General features: G+C 48.8%; 15 protein-coding genes. 7 read left to right on the top strand and 8 right to left on the bottom strand.

What is annotated here, in order from left to right:
• Positions 1 to 20: 20 nt before the first annotated feature.
• Positions 21 to 1508, bottom strand: coding sequence for an alanine/glycine:cation symporter family protein (locus WKR14_RS14925; protein ID WP_101055597.1), 1488 nt, complete (start codon positions 1506 to 1508; stop codon positions 21 to 23).
• A gap of 428 nt (positions 1509 to 1936) precedes the next feature.
• Between WKR14_RS14925 and WKR14_RS14930 the strand changes: the two genes are divergently transcribed.
• The 5 genes from WKR14_RS14930 to WKR14_RS14950 all read left to right on the top strand — a co-directional run bounded on the left by WKR14_RS14930 (position 1937) and on the right by WKR14_RS14950 (position 8939).
• Positions 1937 to 4303, top strand: coding sequence for a phosphoketolase family protein (locus WKR14_RS14930; protein WP_101055513.1), 2367 nt, complete (start codon positions 1937 to 1939; stop codon positions 4301 to 4303).
• A gap of 287 nt (positions 4304 to 4590) precedes the next feature.
• A complete protein-coding gene (locus tag WKR14_RS14935) occupies positions 4591 to 5694 on the top strand; it encodes an OmpA family protein (protein ID WP_101055511.1) in 1104 nt (367 codons plus the stop codon).
• A gap of 243 nt (positions 5695 to 5937) precedes the next feature.
• Entirely contained in the window at positions 5938 to 6891 is a 954-nt protein-coding gene (gene tal, locus WKR14_RS14940; protein ID WP_101055509.1) for a transaldolase, read from the top strand.
• Between the two features lie 38 nt (positions 6892 to 6929).
• Positions 6930 to 8567 (top strand): glucose-6-phosphate isomerase, encoded by a 1638-nt coding sequence (gene pgi / locus WKR14_RS14945; protein ID WP_339086696.1) that lies wholly within the window; start codon positions 6930 to 6932, stop codon positions 8565 to 8567.
• 189 nt (positions 8568 to 8756) lie between these two features.
• On the top strand, positions 8757 to 8939 hold the full coding sequence (locus tag WKR14_RS14950) for a DUF3545 family protein (RefSeq protein WP_071477005.1): 183 nt from the start codon (positions 8757 to 8759) through the stop codon (positions 8937 to 8939).
• Between the two features lie 75 nt (positions 8940 to 9014).
• Here WKR14_RS14950 and WKR14_RS14955 read toward each other — a convergent pair whose 3' ends face one another.
• The 3 genes from WKR14_RS14955 to WKR14_RS14965 all read right to left on the bottom strand — a co-directional run bounded on the left by WKR14_RS14955 (position 9015) and on the right by WKR14_RS14965 (position 12890).
• The gene (locus WKR14_RS14955) at positions 9015 to 9557 is read right to left on the bottom strand and encodes a hemerythrin domain-containing protein (RefSeq protein WP_039034893.1); all 543 of its coding nucleotides are present in this window, start codon (positions 9555 to 9557) and stop codon (positions 9015 to 9017) included.
• A 238-nt stretch (positions 9558 to 9795) separates the two neighbouring features.
• Positions 9796 to 10893, bottom strand: coding sequence for a response regulator (locus WKR14_RS14960; protein ID WP_339086700.1), 1098 nt, complete (start codon positions 10891 to 10893; stop codon positions 9796 to 9798).
• Positions 10881 to 12890 carry an ATP-binding protein gene (locus tag WKR14_RS14965; RefSeq protein WP_226564515.1) on the bottom strand — a complete coding sequence of 670 codons (2010 nt, stop codon included), beginning with the start codon at positions 12888 to 12890 and terminating at the stop codon, positions 10881 to 10883. Before WKR14_RS14965 ends, WKR14_RS14960 begins: the two co-directional genes overlap by 13 nt.
• Before the next feature lie 99 nt (positions 12891 to 12989).
• Here WKR14_RS14965 and nfo point away from each other — a divergent pair, with 99 nt between their 5' ends.
• The gene (gene nfo, locus WKR14_RS14970) at positions 12990 to 13844 is read left to right on the top strand and encodes a deoxyribonuclease IV (RefSeq protein WP_101055505.1); all 855 of its coding nucleotides are present in this window, start codon (positions 12990 to 12992) and stop codon (positions 13842 to 13844) included.
• Positions 13845 to 13889: 45 nt separating this feature from the next.
• Here the strand turns inward: nfo and tpx are convergent, their stop codons facing one another.
• The 4 genes from tpx to WKR14_RS14990 all read right to left on the bottom strand — a co-directional run bounded on the left by tpx (position 13890) and on the right by WKR14_RS14990 (position 17328).
• A complete protein-coding gene (tpx, locus tag WKR14_RS14975; protein ID WP_412486349.1) occupies positions 13890 to 14426 on the bottom strand; it encodes a thiol peroxidase in 537 nt (178 codons plus the stop codon).
• Between the two features lie 164 nt (positions 14427 to 14590).
• Positions 14591 to 15415, bottom strand: a complete 825-nt coding sequence (locus tag WKR14_RS14980) for a mechanosensitive ion channel family protein (protein ID WP_025009451.1) — start codon at positions 15413 to 15415, stop codon at positions 14591 to 14593.
• A 30-nt stretch (positions 15416 to 15445) separates the two neighbouring features.
• Positions 15446 to 16021 carry an OmpA family protein gene (locus WKR14_RS14985; protein ID WP_224866238.1) on the bottom strand — a complete coding sequence of 192 codons (576 nt, stop codon included), beginning with the start codon at positions 16019 to 16021 and terminating at the stop codon, positions 15446 to 15448.
• A 749-nt stretch (positions 16022 to 16770) separates the two neighbouring features.
• Positions 16771 to 17328 carry a DUF4136 domain-containing protein gene (locus tag WKR14_RS14990; protein WP_339086704.1) on the bottom strand — a complete coding sequence of 186 codons (558 nt, stop codon included), beginning with the start codon at positions 17326 to 17328 and terminating at the stop codon, positions 16771 to 16773.
• A 178-nt stretch (positions 17329 to 17506) separates the two neighbouring features.
• Here WKR14_RS14990 and WKR14_RS14995 point away from each other — a divergent pair, with 178 nt between their 5' ends.
• The gene (locus WKR14_RS14995) at positions 17507 to 17824 is read left to right on the top strand and encodes a hypothetical protein (protein WP_101055502.1); all 318 of its coding nucleotides are present in this window, start codon (positions 17507 to 17509) and stop codon (positions 17822 to 17824) included.
• The last annotated feature ends 144 nt before the right edge of the window (positions 17825 to 17968 follow it).

Consider the following 17968-nt stretch of genomic DNA (forward strand, 5'->3'; position numbering starts at 1 on the left):
CAATCTGGGGCCGGATTCAGTTACCAGCCTTTGTCACTGCGAACCACAGGTTCACCGGTCCAGATACCCTCTTCAATATGTTCTTCAAGCTCAGGAAACTTGCTCTTGTCAAACACAGGTTCTTTGCCTTCACTCAACTGATCGCGGTAATCATTAATCACCCGCATGGCAATACCGGAAAGTAGTACCAAGGCAATGATGTTGACTGTCGCCATCAAGCCCATGGAAAGATCGGCCAAATTCCATACCAAGGTTATTTTCGCCACAGCTCCAAACATCACCATGCCTAGCACACACAAGCGGAACAGGGGCAACACCTTACGGCTATTATTGGAAAGGAACAGCACATTGGTTTCGGCATAAGAGTAGTTGGCGATTATTGAGGTGAAACAAAACAGTAAGATGGCAAAAGCCACAAAAAAGCCACCCCAATCTCCAACATGAGTGGTCAATGCCGCTATTGTCAGTTGGATCCCTTTGTCCCCCTCGCCGATATTAACACTGCTGAGATCACCGGCCAGCAAAATTATTGCGGCTGTTGCACTACAGATAACAATAGTGTCCATAAACACCCCTATCATCTGTACAAACCCCTGGGAGGCAGGATGGTTTGGTGTCGGTGAGGCGCTGGCAGCGACGTTGGCAGCACTCCCCATGCCCGCCTCGTTAGAGAACAAACCACGAGCGATCCCGGACTGCATCGCCTGAGCCACAGTATAAGCCACCCCACCGGCAGCGGCCTCTTGCCAACCGAAGGCGCTGTTGACTATCAGTTTGAGAATGGTCGGCAATTGCTCAATATTCATCCCGACAACGACCAAGGCGATCAAGATATAAGCAAAAGCCATAATAGGTACAACTACCTCGGATACCCGCGCAACTTTACGCAGCCCACCCATGATGACCAAGCCACTGGTGATCACCAGCAGAATACCTATCCAATAAGTTGCTTTAATGTCAAACCAGTAAGCCTCTTTGACATCAAACACAATTTCCAATGCCCCCGTAATGGTATTGGCCTGAACGGCATTGAAAACCAAACCAAAGGCGATGATCAAGAATACGGAGAAAAGAATCCCCATCCAGCGCTGGCCAAGCCCCCTTTCCATATAATAAGAAGGACCGCCACGAAACTGGTCATCTTTATCTTTTACTTTATAGATCTGAGCCAGAGTAGACTCAATCATGGCCGTAGCCATACCCAACAGAGCGATGAGCCACATCCAAAAAACTGCACCAGGGCCACCTGCACCTATGGCAACGGCCACCCCGGCCATATTACCGGCACCGACTCTTGCGGCCATACTGGTACAAAATACCTGAAATGAAGACAAGCCGCTGTCACAGCCCTGCCTACTGGTAGCCATCACCTTGGCAGAATGCCCCAGGTGAGTGAGCTGAATGAACAAAAGCCTTAGAGTGAAGTACAAGCCAGCGCCCACCAAGGCATAGACCAATAGTTTTCCCCAAAGCAGAGAGTTCAAAAAATCGACTATGGTTTCTATTATCATAATTGTAAGCTTTCCCGTGACAAACCTGGCCCATCTCTGACGGTATATCGCCAAGTTTGTGGTTAAGATTCCTTCCTGAATGAAAAAGGATAAGCATCGGCCAGTTTCTTTTCGAATTATCCTACATACCCCAAGGTATGCCGGCCGGGCTTGAGGGCGAAGAAAATAGCATAGGAACTTGAAATTACCGCGTGATCAAGATCACACTTAATCACTCGACCGACAGTAAATTCACCATAAAAATACCAGAACAAACTAGAGTTTTAACTTGAACAACAATGGTGTCACACGAATTTTCTAAAAAAACCACCAGCTAAACAAACTTTCAAAACTTGGATGTTGGGCACGTTTTTGTAATAAAACTACAAATATAGTAGCCACAAGATAATCTGATTCACTTTTAGCTAGCTCAAGCGAGGCACGATATGACCCAAAAGCAAGAGATAGGTGCACTGAAGAAATTTGTCCGGGCCACTAACTTCCTGGCAACCTCACAGATTTACCTCAAGCACAATGTATTGTACAAACGCCCGTTACAACACAGTGATATAAAGCCAAGGCTCTTGGGCCATTGGGGAACCTGCCCGGGGATCAACTTTGTATATGCTAACGTGAACAGATTGATTACCAAGCACAAGCGTCCGTTCCTCTATCTGGTTGGCCCGGGCCACGGTTTCCCCGCCGTACAGGCCAACCTCTTCCTTGAAGGCTCTCTAAGCCACTTCTATCCAGAAACCATCCCCTACAACGAAACCGGTATTGAAGATATCTGCCGTAAATTCTCCGCCGCTTACGGTTACCCTTCACATGCCAACCCCGAAGCTCCGGGACAAATCCTTGAAGGGGGCGAGCTAGGCTACTCCTTGTCTGTAGCCTGGGGTGCGGTGCTGGATAATCCAGACTTGATTGCCGCAGTGCTTGTCGGTGACGGCGAATCTGAAACTGGTCCACTGGCTGCATCCTGGTATGCCAACCGCCTGGTTTCTCCCGCCACCAACGGTGCCATACTGCCGATTGTTCATATTAATGGTTACAAGATTTCCGGCCCTACCCGTATGGGACGCATGAGCCACGAAGAGCTGGAACTTGAATTCAGAGGCCTGGGTTACCATCCCATCATAGTGGACAGCGAGCAGGAAGAAGATGTCTACCTGCAGATGACCAAGGCGATGGATACGGCTTATGAGATGATTAACGATATTCAGAAACGTGCCCGCAACGGCGAAGATGTCGTCAAGCCACGTTGGCCGGTAATCCTGATGCGTACAGCAAAAGGCTGGACAGGTGTTCCCGAATACGATGGCAAGAAACTCGAAGGCAACTGCGAGTCTCACCAGGTAATTGTCAATAAGTGTGCCACCGACAAAGGTCATCTGGCCGCATTAGATGGCTGGCTCGACAGCTACAAGTTCTCCGAACTCTACTCCATCAACGAGCAGAACCAGATTGTCTTCGACAAAGACATCCAGTCACTGCTGCCCCCAGCGGAGCTCTGCTGTGGCCGTCAAAAGATGAGCTATGGTGGTGAAGTGGTGCGCGCCCTCAGCAATCCTGACCTATCCAAGCTGGCCTACGGCCCTGAAGTCCCAAGAGGCCATCGTGGTTACTCCATGCTGAAAATGGGTCAGTGGATGCGCGAAGCCTTCCGCCTCAATAAAGATCAGCGCAACCTGCGGATCTTCAGCCCGGATGAAACTTATTCCAACCAGCTGCAAGCAGTATTTGAAGCCACAGATCGCGCCTGGCAATGGCCAATTGAAAGCTGGGATGAAGATATGAGCCGTGATGGTCGGGTCATGGAGCTGTTATCTGAAAACCTGCTGTTCGGCATGATGCACGGCTACACAGTTACCGGCCGTCACGCCATGTTCCCTACCTATGAATCCTTCTCTCAGGTAGTGTCTTCCATGGCCGACCAATATTGTAAGTATGTCTATGCCAGCCAAGGGGTTCACTTCCGTAAGCCGCTGCCGGCCTGTAACGTAGTTCTCTCCTCTCTGCTGGAGCGTCAGGATCACAACGGTTACTCTCACCAGAACCCTTCTTTCCTGGGGGCCATGCTTGAGAAACACCCCAAGATAATCTCGGCTTACCTGCCAGCCGATGCCAACACCACTTTGGTTTACACAGAGCGAGCTTTCGCCGACCGTGACAAGTTGAATATTCTGGTCGCCGGTAAGAAAGAGCTGCCGCAATGGCTGAGCCTTGAAGAGGCCCGTAAACAAGCCAAAGAAGGTGTAATGGTGTGGGATTTTGCCTCTGATGAAAACCCGGATGTCGTCTTGGCAGGTTGTGGTGACTATGTCACTCAGGAGTGTATGGCGGCATTGGTATTAATCCGCGAATTACTGCCAAGAGTGCGTATCCGCTTTGTCAGCGTCACTGAATTACACAGCAGTGGTCTGGGTAGCCTTAAATTCCAGGAAAAGCCTTGGTTGATGGATGAGATATTTACCGAAGACAAAGGTGTGGTATTTAACTATCACGGTTATCCAAACACCATCAAAAAACTGATCTTCGATTACAAAGGTAGCCATAGATTCAGAATTAAGGGTTATGAAGAAGAAGGCTCAACCACCACGCCATTTGATATGGGCGTACGTAACGGTACTTCTCGTTATCACCTGGTAATAGATATGGCTTACAAATTATTCCAGCAAGGTGTTATTGATGAGACCCGTCACGTAGCGATTACCACAGATATGCTGCAACGTTTGGTTGACCATAGAAACTATATCAAGGCCAATGGTGTTGATCCTGAGTATATCGAAAACTGGATTTGGACCCGTTAAGCTGAACCATAGCTAAACAAAAAGCAAAAATTTTAGTTAAGAAATTGTTTTGCAAAAATAAAAAAGCGCCTTCTAACAGGCGCTTTTTCTTTAGTCTCAATTGTTAAAAAACCAAGCAGTTCAAATAGTGAACAATAAAATTATCGCTTGAAAAGTGGAAAATTGCTTTATTTCAATGGATAATTGAGCCAGCTAGCTAAAACACTAAACGGAACCCCACATTAAGTGCTAGTCGTGTTTCCTATACGGGACATATGGGTAATTAAATAGCAATGGACTTGGAGAACATGATGAATAAGACATTTAAAGTATTGTTGCTTGCATCTATGATGCCTTTTGCAGCATCTGCAGCAGATGAGCTCAGCCCATGGTATGTCGGTGCTGGCCTCGGCGTAAACAACTACGAACCAAACTGTGATCAGAAAACCATGAAAACCTGTGGTGAAGACGATCCATATGCTTGGGACGTATTTGCAGGTTACCTGTTCAATGATTACTTCGGTGTAGAACTGGGGTACCGCGACCTGGGTCGTGCCGAATGGACCGACTATAGCAACAAACTCAACGACGTTGGTGTCAAGGGCGCCACTCTGGGCTTGGTGGCTTTCTGGCCTTTCGCCGATAAGTGGAGCCTGTCTGCTGAAGCCGGTGCCATGAACTACCACATTTCCAACAACAAACAATGGGGTAGCGAGTACTACAGCGATAGCGGTGTTGCGCCTTACTTCGGTGCCGGTATCGGTTACAACATCACAGAGAACCTGAAACTGGCCGCCAAGTATCGTCGTTATGAAAACCTCGACGAAGAAAAGTGGAACACTCTGGAAATGGAAAGTAACTACTGGGGTCTTGAACTGAGCTACCGTTTCGGCAGCACTTCAAAACCAGCCCCTGTAGTCGCTCCTGTGGTCGTAGAACCCGTTGACAGCGACAACGACGGTGTTAACGACGATATGGACCAGTGTCCAAACACACCAGCCAACCACAAGGTAGACGCCAATGGCTGCTCTATCTATGTTGAAAAACTGGAAACATTGGAAGTTAAAGCTGAGTTCGATAACAACTCATCTGTACTGAAAGCCGACTCTATGGCTGAAATCCAGAAAGTTGCTGACTTTATGAGCAAGTATCCTAAAGCTGATCTGGAAATCGCCGGCCACGCCTCTCTGCCAGGTAAAGCCGATTACAACCAGTGGCTGTCTCAAAAGCGCGCCGACGCAGTTGCCAAAGTACTGGTTGAACAGTATGGCATCGATGCCAGCCGTATCAGCGCCAAGGGCTACGGTGAAAGCCAGCCGCTGATGCAGGGTTCTTCTGCAGAAGCCAACAAGGTTAACCGCCGTATCGAAGCTCTCCTGAGCTTTAAAGAAAAAGAAGCCCTGCTGAAATAAGCTGAACTTCTTCTGAAAAAGTCGCTGCCCTGCAGCGACTTTTTTATTTTCACTCTTTTTTGTCATTAGAATTCCCTCGGCTATGGGAGTACACTTCCTTTAACCGACAACGGCCTTCATTGACAATTTCTCACCATTTTTGTAATTTTTTTTCAATCCTGGTTGGAAACAGAGGCAAAATCGCTTTTAATAGCGTAATGCAATTTCCGCGTAAACGGCCGCAATCTGAGAAGGATGTTTTTCATGGCAAACACACTCACGCAACTCAAATCCGTTACAACCATAGTTGCTGATACCGGTGACATCGAGGCGATCAAGCTCTATCATCCACAGGATGCCACCACCAACCCATCGCTGATCCTCAAAGCCTCGCAAATCCCAGAGTATGCGCCACTGATCGATGATGCGATTTCCTGGGCTAAAGCTCAGAGCCAGGATCCACAGCAACAACTGGAAGACGCCGCAGATAAGTTGGCTGTCAACATAGGGGTGGAAATTCTCAAGCTGGTACCGGGACGTATTTCAACCGAAGTAGATGCTCGCCTTTCATTCGATAAAGCCGGCTCAATTGCCAAGGCCAACAAGCTGGTTAAACTCTATGAAGCGGCCGGTATCGACAAGTCTCGCATTCTGATCAAACTGGCTTCCACCTGGGAAGGCATCAGCGCCGCCAAGGAACTGGAACAAAAGGGTATCAACTGCAACCTGACACTCTTGTTCAGCTTCGCCCAGGCCCGAGCCTGCGCCGAAGCCGGAGTTTACCTGATTTCACCCTTTGTCGGCCGCATTCTCGACTGGTATAAAAAAGATACTGGCAAAGAATATAATGCCAGTGAAGATCCTGGTGTGATCTCAGTGACCCAGATTTACAACTATTACAAACAGCATGGTTATCAGACTGTGGTTATGGGCGCCAGCTTCCGTAACACAGGTGAAATCATTGAACTCGCCGGCTGTGATCGCCTGACTATAGGCCCATCTTTGCTGGAAGAACTGGCCAACTCAAACACCCAGATAATAACCAAGCTGCAACCGGCCACTGAAACCCAAGAGCCACCCAAGCCACTGACCGAGGCTGAGTTCCGCTGGGAGTTCAACGAAGATCCCATGGCAGTGGAAAAACTGGCCGAAGGTATCCGTAACTTTGCCATAGATCAGGGCAAACTCGAGACCATGCTTAAAGCTAAACTGAGCTAATCAAGGATTGTTCTGAAACTGAAGATCAGGGACTACTCATGACACATTTGACTCAATCTGCTACCTGGCAGACTCTCAAGGCGATGAGTGCAGATCTGCCTCACATGCGTGAACTCTTTGCCGAAAACCCGCAGCGCTTTGATCAACTGTCGATTAAAGATTGTGGACTGCTGTTGGATTTCTCCAAGAACCGCCTCACTGAGGCGGTTCTGCAGGAGTTACTCAAGCTCGCCCGAGAAGCCGGACTTGAGCAAAAAATAGCGGCTATGTTTGCCGGCGAAGCAATCAATACCACGGAGCAGCGTGCCGTGTTGCACACAGCCCTGAGAGCTCCGGCCGATGCAGATATTCGTGTCGATGGCGTCAATGTGGTCCCTGAAATTCAGCAAACCCTGGCTCAAATGGAGGCTTTTGTCGAGTTGCTCTATTCAGGTCAGTGGCGCGGCTATACCGGCAAGAAAATCACAGATCTTGTCTCCATAGGAATTGGCGGTTCCTTCCTCGGCCCCAAGATTATCTCCGAGGCCCTGCGTCCCTATTGGAACGGTAAGCTACAGTGTCATTTCGTCGCCAATGTCGACGGCACGGCCATCAGTGAAAAACTGAAGAAGCTGGATCCTGAAACCACCCTGTTCCTGATGTCGTCAAAATCCTTTGGCACTCAGGAAACCCTGACCAACACCCTCAGCGCCAAAGAGTGGTTCCTGGCCAAAGGCGGCTCACAGCAAGATATCGGCAAACACTTTGCGGCAATTACCTCCAATGTCGCCAAGGCAACGGCGTTTGGCATAGATGAAGACAATATCTTCCCCATGTGGGATTGGGTTGGCGGGCGTTATTCTCTTTGGTCGGCCATAGGTTTGCCCATAGCCGCCCTGATAGGCATGGATAACTTCAAAGCACTGCTGGCAGGCGCCAGAGCTATGGATGTACATTTCGCATCCAGGCCCCTTGAGCAGAATATGCCTGTGATCATGGGCCTGCTCTCTGTATGGTACAACAACTTCTTCAATGCCCAGTCCCATGTGGTGTTGACCTACGACCACTACCTCAGAGGACTTCCGGCCTATTTCCAGCAACTGGATATGGAGAGTAACGGCAAGTCCGTCACTCTGGACGGCAATGCAGTGGATTACAGTACAGGCCCGGTCATTTGGGGCGGAGAAGGCACAAATGGCCAACACGCCTACCACCAATTGTTGCACCAAGGTACTGCATTGATCCCGGCTGACTTTATCCTGCCGCTGCAAAGCCATAACCCTATTGGGGAGCATCATGCGCAACTGGCATCCAACTGTTTTGGTCAAACCCAGGCGCTGATGCAGGGACGAACCTTTGATGAAGCCTTGGCCGAACTGGCAGACAGCTCATTCACTGAGGCAGAGAAACAGCTTATTGCCAAACATAAGGTCATGGAAGGCAACAAGCCGAGCAATACCTTGTTGATGGACAAGTTGACCCCTATAACCCTGGGCGCCTTGATTGCCCTTTATGAACACAGGACGCTGGTTCAAGGCGCTATCTGGGATATTAACTCATTCGATCAATGGGGGGTCGAGCTGGGTAAAAAGCTGGGGAATGAAGTACTGTCGCGTATTGGTGCAGAGCTAGACAGTAAGGATCTAGACTCTTCCAGCAATGCTCTAATTAATCTCTTCAGACAAGGTAAAATCTAGCCTTTTCAGCTTACAAATCAAGAAATACCAGCCAGCTCCACTGGCTGGTATTTTTTTACCACCCATCTCATCTAAACGACTTCATCAAAGCATCATCTCGCTTTAACAAAAAAGAAACATTCTTCTTGCACCCTGTTTGCCAAGTATGATATTTAAGTGTTGATAAAACATACAACAAAGGAGGTTGCCATGGATCGTTTGGATTATGGTAGTGCGCTAGATGAAGTCGTTGAAAGACCAAGCCGCTCTCGAAGCTCCAGCAAGAAGCGTAAATGGCGAGAGATTGAAGCATTGAAAGACAAGCATCGTCTGCTGAAAGAGTTACAGGAGATAGACAGCAGTTTTAATTATGATATCGATAGCCTCCTCTGAATATGAGAGTCATTAAAAAAGAGCGCGTAGCGCTCTTTTTTAATATCCATTCAATGCAAGTTAAAGAATATATAATTATCTATCGGCTGTATGAATGTAGTTTCTCAGCTCATCAAACAACTGGTTATCATCACTGCTGAACAAAGGATCCTCTATCAACTTCAATTCACACATACTTTGGATCTTCTGCCAATCCTCATCCTGCAGGCTCTTGGCAAGCAGAGGAAAAATTTCCCTTTCCTCGTATAGCATGTGCTTTTCCTGCAAATCTACATACTCTTTTAATTCAGTAACCAATTTTTCCTTGGCCACGACGACATCATTGAGAATAAGGTTGAGGGTCGCCATCAAGGTTGATGAGGCATCGATTAGCTTTTGATGTTCCTGTTCAAGGCGCCTGGTTGGCTCGGTACGGCTCTCCTTGATAAGAAAGTAGTCATAAATGATGTCTTCGAGCGGATGATGGCTATGCTCGGCATAGCCCTGCATGTACTCAACAACATCCCGTACCAGATTAAAATTGACATGCTCACCTTCGGCCAGCTTCTGGTATTTCCCCTTTAGCAACTTCAGCAATATGGCAATATGCTTGTGGTCATTCATCAATCTTTGCAGCATAGGGCACTCCATCTTGAGTCGGGCCTTTCTAGATAATAGTAGTAAACAGGCCAAAGATTACTCAATACTAACCATAGATGTTTTCCAGGGACATGATAAAGATCAAGGAAAATAACCTTCTAAATCAATAATTCATAAATTAGCGGTAAGTGCAACACCTGTTATCTAAGCACTGTTTGTCCCGTGAGGCTATCCGGCCATCCTGTTATTGGCTCTCATCCAAGCTTTAGCAAGCATATCAGCCCCGCAGACTTTCCTCCATCATCACCAACATTCCTTTGAGAGAACTGCGGATACGATTAAATGCTTCACCGGCAGAGCTGGCTTCGCGCAGGTGCCGCTCGACCATTGAGGTAAAATAGCTCTCCTGCTCTTCTGTCATGTCCAACACGTGAAAGCTACTGCGAATTTCTGTGGTGATCCCCGATAAGGTATCACAGAAACGCTGATCCTGTTGCTGCATGGAATCGCCCAGTTGTTTCATCAACAGGTGTAACCTATCCATCACCCGACGCAGCATCTGCTGGCGTTCTATATCCAATACCCTGGCCTCCAATCCTTCGACCACAACGGCAATTACGTCCCTGAGGCGGCCATACAACACCTCATCCTCGACGGGCATATTCTTGATCAAGAATGACACATGCTTGTCGTTGCACATGGTTCGGTTACCAAAGTCATACAAGCGTCCTTGTTTATCCAAAAGCTCGAAAATATTGGCTTCTATCGGGCTTATCTGGGCATTGTCCGGCACAAAGTACTCGGTGCTGTCTGTGCATATTTTCAGACAGGTATTGAGATTGAGCTGACTCATCAGTTCAAAAAAGGCATCGGCAAGGGCACGAAAGTTATTACAAAGGAAACATTGGCGGAAAAACTGCAGCACGCAGCCATATTGGGACGATTCACTCATGGATTGAAACGCCATGTTTCTCGACATGGACTCAGCCTGCATCAGCGACTGTTTGCGCTGCTGATATTGCGCCACACTGCGAACCTTGGCCAACAGCTCTTTCAACTCAAAGGGTTTGGCGATGAAATCCACCGCCCCAGCCTCATAGGCTTTAAGGCGCTCATTGAGGGTATTCATACCGGAAACAAATACCACTGACGCCTCCCGCCCCTGTGATTGCAAGTGAGCACAGAAGTCCACACCGCTGGAATCCGGTAGGTTGATATCCATCAGGATGATTTCCGGTGTCGCCGATTCCAACGCCGACAAATAAACTGCTGCCGAGTCAAAAACTTGGACTAAGTAATCATCCTGCAAGACTTCCTCTATCAAAGTCAGATAATCAAGATCATCATCCACCACCCAGACAGTTAAATTGTCCATAATTCTCCCTTACTGTCATCAGCAAACCTTATTCCCACCTGCTTGAGCGCCAGAATCAATCCTGTCAGTTCAAAGGGTTTATGCAGTACCGGAAACGGCATCTCATCGGCACTGGAAATCCCTATGTTCTGGATAAAACCGGAGATCAGCAACACCAGCAGGGAGTGTTTAACATTGAGTTTTTGAGCCAGTTCATAGCCGTTGATACCGCCAGGCATCAACACATCTGTGATAAGAAGCTCGGCATCACAACGCTGCTGCTCGTAGCGTTGCAGCACTATGAGGGGGTCGTGGAACAACTCAGCCTCTATTCCCAGCAGGTCGCAATAGTCAGCCATCACTTCCAACATTTCCGGCTCATCATCCACCACTATCGCCTTTATCGGACGCCTGACTCTGGGCACTTCACTTGTGTAGGAGCCAAGCTGAGGTTCAAGTGTCAGTTTGCGACTCTGCGGAAACCATAATCTGAACTCAGTGCCACTCGCCCCAGTATTCAAAATGGCGATATAACCCTTGGAACGTTTAACAAAACCGTACACCATGGCTAGTCCAAGACCTGTGCCCTTGCTCTTGTCCTTGGTGGTAAAAAATGGGTCGAATACCTTGTCCTGAAAGGCTTTTGGAATTCCATTGCCGCTATCAATCACACTGATCCATACATAATGCCCGGGCTCCACCTGGGTCTTGCCTATGGCGATCCCGGGCAGATAACCACTCAAATAGCAACTGCCGGTACGGATCTTGAGCTCTCCCTTGCCCTCCATGGCATCACGACCATTGAGCAGCAGATTCAATAAGGCGTCTTCCAGATCCCCTTTGTCGAGCATCACAGGCTTGTTATCCGGTGCCAGCTCAATACTCAGCGTTATTTGACTGGTCAAGGACTTGGCAAACAACTCCTGCAAACCTTCAATCACCTCATTGACCTGGCAAGGCGCGGCATTGAACTGTTCCTGGCGCGAAAATGACAACAGTCTGCGAGTCAGATCTGTGCCTCGCTGGCAGGCCTTAAAGGCGGTATTGAGGTATTTTTCAGCTTTGGGATCAGAGGTTTTAAGCTGCATTAACTCCAGGTTGCCCTTCAATACCCCGAGAATATTGTTGAAGTCGTGGGCTATGCCACCGACCAACTCCCCAATGGCCTGCATCTTCTGGGTTCTGGCCACGGCCTGCTGCAACTGATGCTGCTCGCTGTAATCGCGACCTATAATGGCGTATACACGCCGACTTCGGGAAATACAGTAACAGTTGAGATGCAATAACTCCCTGCCGCCATCGCCCTTATGACACCAAAGTTCCCCGCTATAACTGCTCTTGCGGTGTAACTGTTCTCGAAAGGAATCACTTTCTTCGCCTTCAAACAACAGGGCGGTCAAATTGGCACCCACCAACTCCCGGTTGGCATATAAGGTCACAGCAGTTGCCGCCGGGTTGGCATAAAGAATAGGTTCCTGCTCAGGTTCGAGACGAAAAAGCAGCAATAAACTATCGGCACCGTCTATAACGGCCTTGAAGCAGAGTTCATCCTCTACCGACTGTGATGAACTGCGACTGAGCTGACATTGATAGATGGCGCCCACCAAAGGGCCGATACTGGCCTGGCATGCAGCCAAATACTCAAACCACCCGGGAGCCGATGAGTGAAAAAACAGCAATAGTTCCGAATCTTTGATGGGCCAGACGGTAAACTTCAACCATTGGTGCAACTCTTGCTGGCCCGCTTCTTTGACCCACTGATTAACACTGCTCCAAAGCGTCAGATAGATAACCGGATCCCGACACCAGCAGGTGACTGACTCAGGCATATCGTTGCCCCCTAACTCTGAACGCTCCACCATCAGCAAGGCCTCTGCCCCTGAGGTATGAACCAAGGTCTGGCACAGGGCCGGCAATACGTCCTGTCCCTGGGTCAAACCCAGTTGCAATTTAGCCAGTTCAATCAGCAGTCGGGACCAGTCGCCAGGGAATTCGGTTTGAGCCGCAGAGGAAAACACGTTAAAGTCCCTTTCCGTTGTTTTTCAGTCATTCAAGCATAGACAAGTTTGCAATATTAGCGACTTATCCAGCTTGCCAAACGCTATAGAGGAGTCTGGGTGACGAGTCAGGAAAGGTGGGTTGGTGCCCATGTCAGCGCCCAGGGTGGCGTGGAAAATGCTCCCCTTAATGCCCACAAGATAGGGGCCAGTGCCTTTGCACTGTTTACCAAAAATCAACGGCGCTGGCAGGCAGCAGCTTTAACCGAACAGTCCATCGCCGCCTTTCAGGAAAACTGCCAACAGCTGGGGTTCAGACCCGAGGCAATTCTGCCCCACGACAGCTATCTGATTAACTTGGGACACCCGGATCCCTTGCTGCTGGAAAAATCCCGCGATGCCTTTGTCGATGAGATGCTTCGCTGCAAACAATTGGGATTAACCTTGCTGAACTTTCATCCCGGCAGCCACTTGCGACAGATAAGTGAAAACCACTGTCTGCGTAACATCAGCGATTCAATCAACCTGGCATTGGCAGCTTGTGATGGCGTCTGTGCCGTCATCGAAAATACCGCGGGCCAAGGCTCCAACCTGGGACACAGCTTTGAACAACTGGCGCAGATCATAGACGGGGTTGAGGATAAATCCCGAGTCGGCGTTTGCCTGGATACCGCCCATATGTTTGCCGCAGGTTACGACATCCGTACTCAGGAAAGCTGCCGGGAAAGCTTTGATGCCTTTGGCCATATCGTGGGCTTTCAATACCTCAAGGGCATGCACCTCAACGACAGCAAGACAGGGCTCGGCAGCCGGGTCGACCGCCACGACTCCTTAGGTATGGGCGAAATAGGCAAAACCGCTTTCGAGTATATTCTCGGCCACCCCGCCACCAAGAGGATACCTTTGATATTAGAAACCATACGCCCAGAGATCTGGCCCGAAGAAATTGCCTGGCTTAAAAGCCTCAGCCGCTGAACCCAAGCCAGCGCCAAAGGGCCGAGACACATGGTGTTCTTAGCCTTATATTTGTCCCTGGCTGATTTCTTTCAAGGCCTTGAGCGCCGCATCGTAATCCGGGTGGTGAGACACATCCGCCACCAACTCACGGTACTTGAGCTGGCCATTGGTATCGATAATAAATATCGCTCTGGCCAGCAAGCCTCGATTTGGGATCAACAAACCATACTTATTACCAAAGTCGCGCCAGACAGAGTCTGACAATACCTTGATTTTATTTACATTCTCCACCTTGCAGAAACGTTTTTGGGCAAAGGGTAAGTCTTCACTGACGGTCAACATGACCACTGAATCATCAAACTTGCTGAACTCTTTATTGAATCTCTTGGTCTGCAGGGCACAGACGCCGGTATCCAGACTGGGAACCGCACTGATAAGTATCGTCTTACCCTTGAAGTCACTTAAGGTCACTGGGGCAAACTTGTCATCCACCACCTTAAACCCTGGAGCAAGCTGGTTAAGCTCGGGCAATTTGCCCATCAAGGTGACGCTCTGGCCACCCATTTTGACTTCGGCGGCCACTTTCCCTTCAGCTGCCATAGCCGTGGCACTTACCAAGGTCAATGCACACACAACACTCCACTTTGTCAGTTGCAACATAGTTTTCTCCCTCGCTGCCGCTTTAAATTTGATCTGGCTAATATAACGAATTATCAGAACACAGGCACAAAAAGACCGGCATCTGCCGGTCTTCTTCTAAGAGCTTACTTGGAAGGTAGCTCTTTGACATGCAGATCCATCTGAGGATATGGAATGCCAATGCCGTTTTCGTCCAGAGACTGTTTAATCTGCTCCATCAGTTCGAAGTATACCCCCCAGTAATCAGCGGACTTCACCCAAGGGCGAACCACATAATTGACCGAAGAGTCAGCCAGTGTGTGCAGACCCACAGTATAGCCAGGCTCTTTCAGTACTTTCTCGTGATTATCGAGAATGCTTGTCAGTATTTGCTTGGTATGACGGATATCAGCATCGTAAGAAACCCCGATCACCAGATCGATACGGCGCTTGTCCATGGCAGAGTAGTTGGTGATGCTACCATTCATGATAGTGGAGTTAGGCACTATGATGACCTTGTTGTCCGGCGTTTTCAGGCGGGTAGAGAAGATGGTGATTTCATCTACAGTACCGGCAACACCTGCGGCTTCAACATAGTCACCCACACGGCAAGGGCGGAACAGTACCATCAAGACACCGGCGGCAAAGTTGGACAGTGAGCCCTGCAGTGCCAAACCCACGGCCAAACCGGCAGCACCGAGAACCGCAACCAGAGAGGCTGTCTGAATACCTAGCTGCCCCAAGGTAGCGATAACGGTAAATACAAACACCACAGCCCAAGCCATATTGGCAACAAAGGAAACCACTGTCTGATCTATCTTGCGCTTGCCCAACATTTTGGCAGTGACTTTCTTGGCCACATTGGACAAATACTTACCGACAAAGAAAATGACAATGGCAAGCAGTATCTTGATGCCATAGGCCGCGATTAACTCGGGCGCTTGTTTGAACAGCCCTTCGAGATTTTCCATTAAAATACTCCCTTACAAACCTTATTTAACTTACTTTTTTAAATCGACCACAAACTCAACCCTGCGGTTAAGGCTGCGACCCAAGACACTGGTATTATCTGCGGCAGGCTGCTTGCTGCCATATCCGTGAGTACTGAATTGTGCCCCCGGAAAACCATAATCCTCAATCAGCACCATTTTGGCACTTTCGGCCCTAGCTGCTGACAAAGGTTGATTTATGGCATCTGAGCCGCTGATGTCGGCATGTCCTTCAATATGCAAGTTTACCTTATATTGATGAAGAAATGCTTTCATTCTGGCAAGTTGCGGCCACTGCGCCAGGGGGATCTGCGCCGAACCCAAGTCGAAATACAGCCTTATTGGATTGGCTGTATCGCAATTTGGGGGATAGACACCACCGGACGTTGTCGGTAAACAGATATCCGTCATGGAGGGGGTCTTATCCAAGACACAACCATTGGCGCTCACAGCTGCCTGTGCCGGGGTATCGGGACAGGCATCTTTAGTGTCAGGGACACCGTCACCGTCAGAATCTTCCCAGGCAAGCACAGCGCTGCTCAGCAACAGCAGCGGAATCCCCCCCGCCAAGCCCAAATAACGATTCACCCAGGCCTCCCTAACTATCAATCCTTCAACTATATAGATGAGTTTCAGGCAGAACACAATCCGCCGCCGGTTCACTTGGCTTTAGTGCGCCAAGTCACAGGTCACCGGCTAACGCATTGTATAATCGTCTTTAATTTTAGCCAAGATAAACCAACATCTGCGGTAATGAGTTGCTACTGCAGCAGAAATCTCCTACATAGTAGTTACCTTTTAATAAAACACCTTGATGGACCGATGGACGTGCGCCGCAAGCAGTAATAGAGCCAGTTAAACAAGGGGTTGTAGAATAAGAAGCTCCCAGAATACCGGCTTCCAGCGCCCAGGTAATAGCTGGAACCGTCACCAAAATGAGTCGGCCTTCCCCCCAAGGGTATGCAATAACCTGAGTCCAATACCATACGCATCAGGGTTATTGCCGTAAAACCGCTTAAACCCCAGGTTGTACAAGTAGTTCCACTCAATGGCATAAGACTTAAGAAAACACTCACGCCTGTCACTGTGTCCACAGAACTGCCCTTGGTCCAAGAGGCAATGAGCAAGGGGGGAATTGCTGGCCGTAAAACTGGATTTTGAACTAGGCGGCTTGAAGGCTAATGCAGATGTACTCCAGTCATCGGTCAGCCAGATATCCAGAGTCAATGTCAGAATGCGGCAACTGCTGCGTGAACTGCTTAAAAAACAATAAAGCGGCTTTGCGCCGCTTTATTCCGATACCGGATTTCCTAAATGGACCTAGTGGAACTCAGAGGTTATTTTTCCACCTTGGGCGGGAAGTTGCTCATAACACTGGCAACCGCCTCGTTAACCTTGGCAATTCGCTTTTGCGGAGTATCGCTGTCGCGAATGGTGTCAGCCACTGATCCGCGCCAGATGAGTTTGCCGGACTTGGCGTCCACCAGATCCACAATCAAAGTACCGATTTCATATTCGCGTACTGTGGTTTGGGTCTGCATATTGCCGCCCCAGCCCCAACCCGGCCCCCAATATGGGTTGTAACCATAGTTGGTGTTGAAAGTGTCGACATTGATTTTCTTGTCTACTTTGGTCAGATAGTTAACCAGGATATCGGCGTTTTCCTTGGCTGCAGCCTGCAGGCCCTTTTGCGCCAACTGCCGATCCAAGGCATCACGTACTCGCTGATCCATCAAACCATCCAGATGATAACTGGTGTCTTCGGATTGCTTTTCCACCCAGGCATAGCTCTTGTACTGACTGAAGTTCACACCCGGGTCATAATCCCAGCCAGTATTCAGTGTACTGCAAGCACTTAGCATCAGTGCCATTACGGCTGTTATCAGATACTTCATCGAATTTCCCTCGTTTACCCAGGCCTGAAAATGGCCACAAAACCCCATGAAATCAGCTTACATTTCAATCTTCTGCTCTACAACCGAATTTAACAAAATTTAGTTTACCGATTCAGCTTGACTTCAGCACACTATCAAATGATAATGATTATCATCTAGATTAAACCTTGGATGACTCATGATGCTTTGGTATCTCGCATTCTTTATTATTGCCAGTGGTGTTTTGCTGACTCGAAACTCTTTGCTGCAACAAACCCAGCAACTGGCTGGAATAGGCAGCATCAATCAAGCCAGACGTTTGCTTATCCTGCCGCTGCTCATTCTCGGTTGGCTCGGTGCCAGATTGGTCGAGCAACAGATTTCACCTTTTGATCTGGCCGCTTTCGGTTTCGTCCTGACTACACTGACACTACTGTTGCCCAAGCTAAGAATACTGATGCTGCCCTGCGCCTTTTTATCTGTGATGGCAGTGCTTGGCGGAATACTGCTTTCCTGACATTTCTTGTGATTGCCGGCATCCACGCCGGTTACTGATCTTGTTCCCTGCGCAATTTCAGTTTTTACCAGCCACCTTAACGGTGGCTTTTTTTTGATTTCAGCGGCTTGGAGCAAGCCATTGGGCGCTTAAGCTAAATCTGCT

Source organism: Shewanella chilikensis, assembly GCF_037953065.1.
Taxonomy (GTDB): domain Bacteria; phylum Pseudomonadota; class Gammaproteobacteria; order Enterobacterales; family Shewanellaceae; genus Shewanella; species Shewanella chilikensis.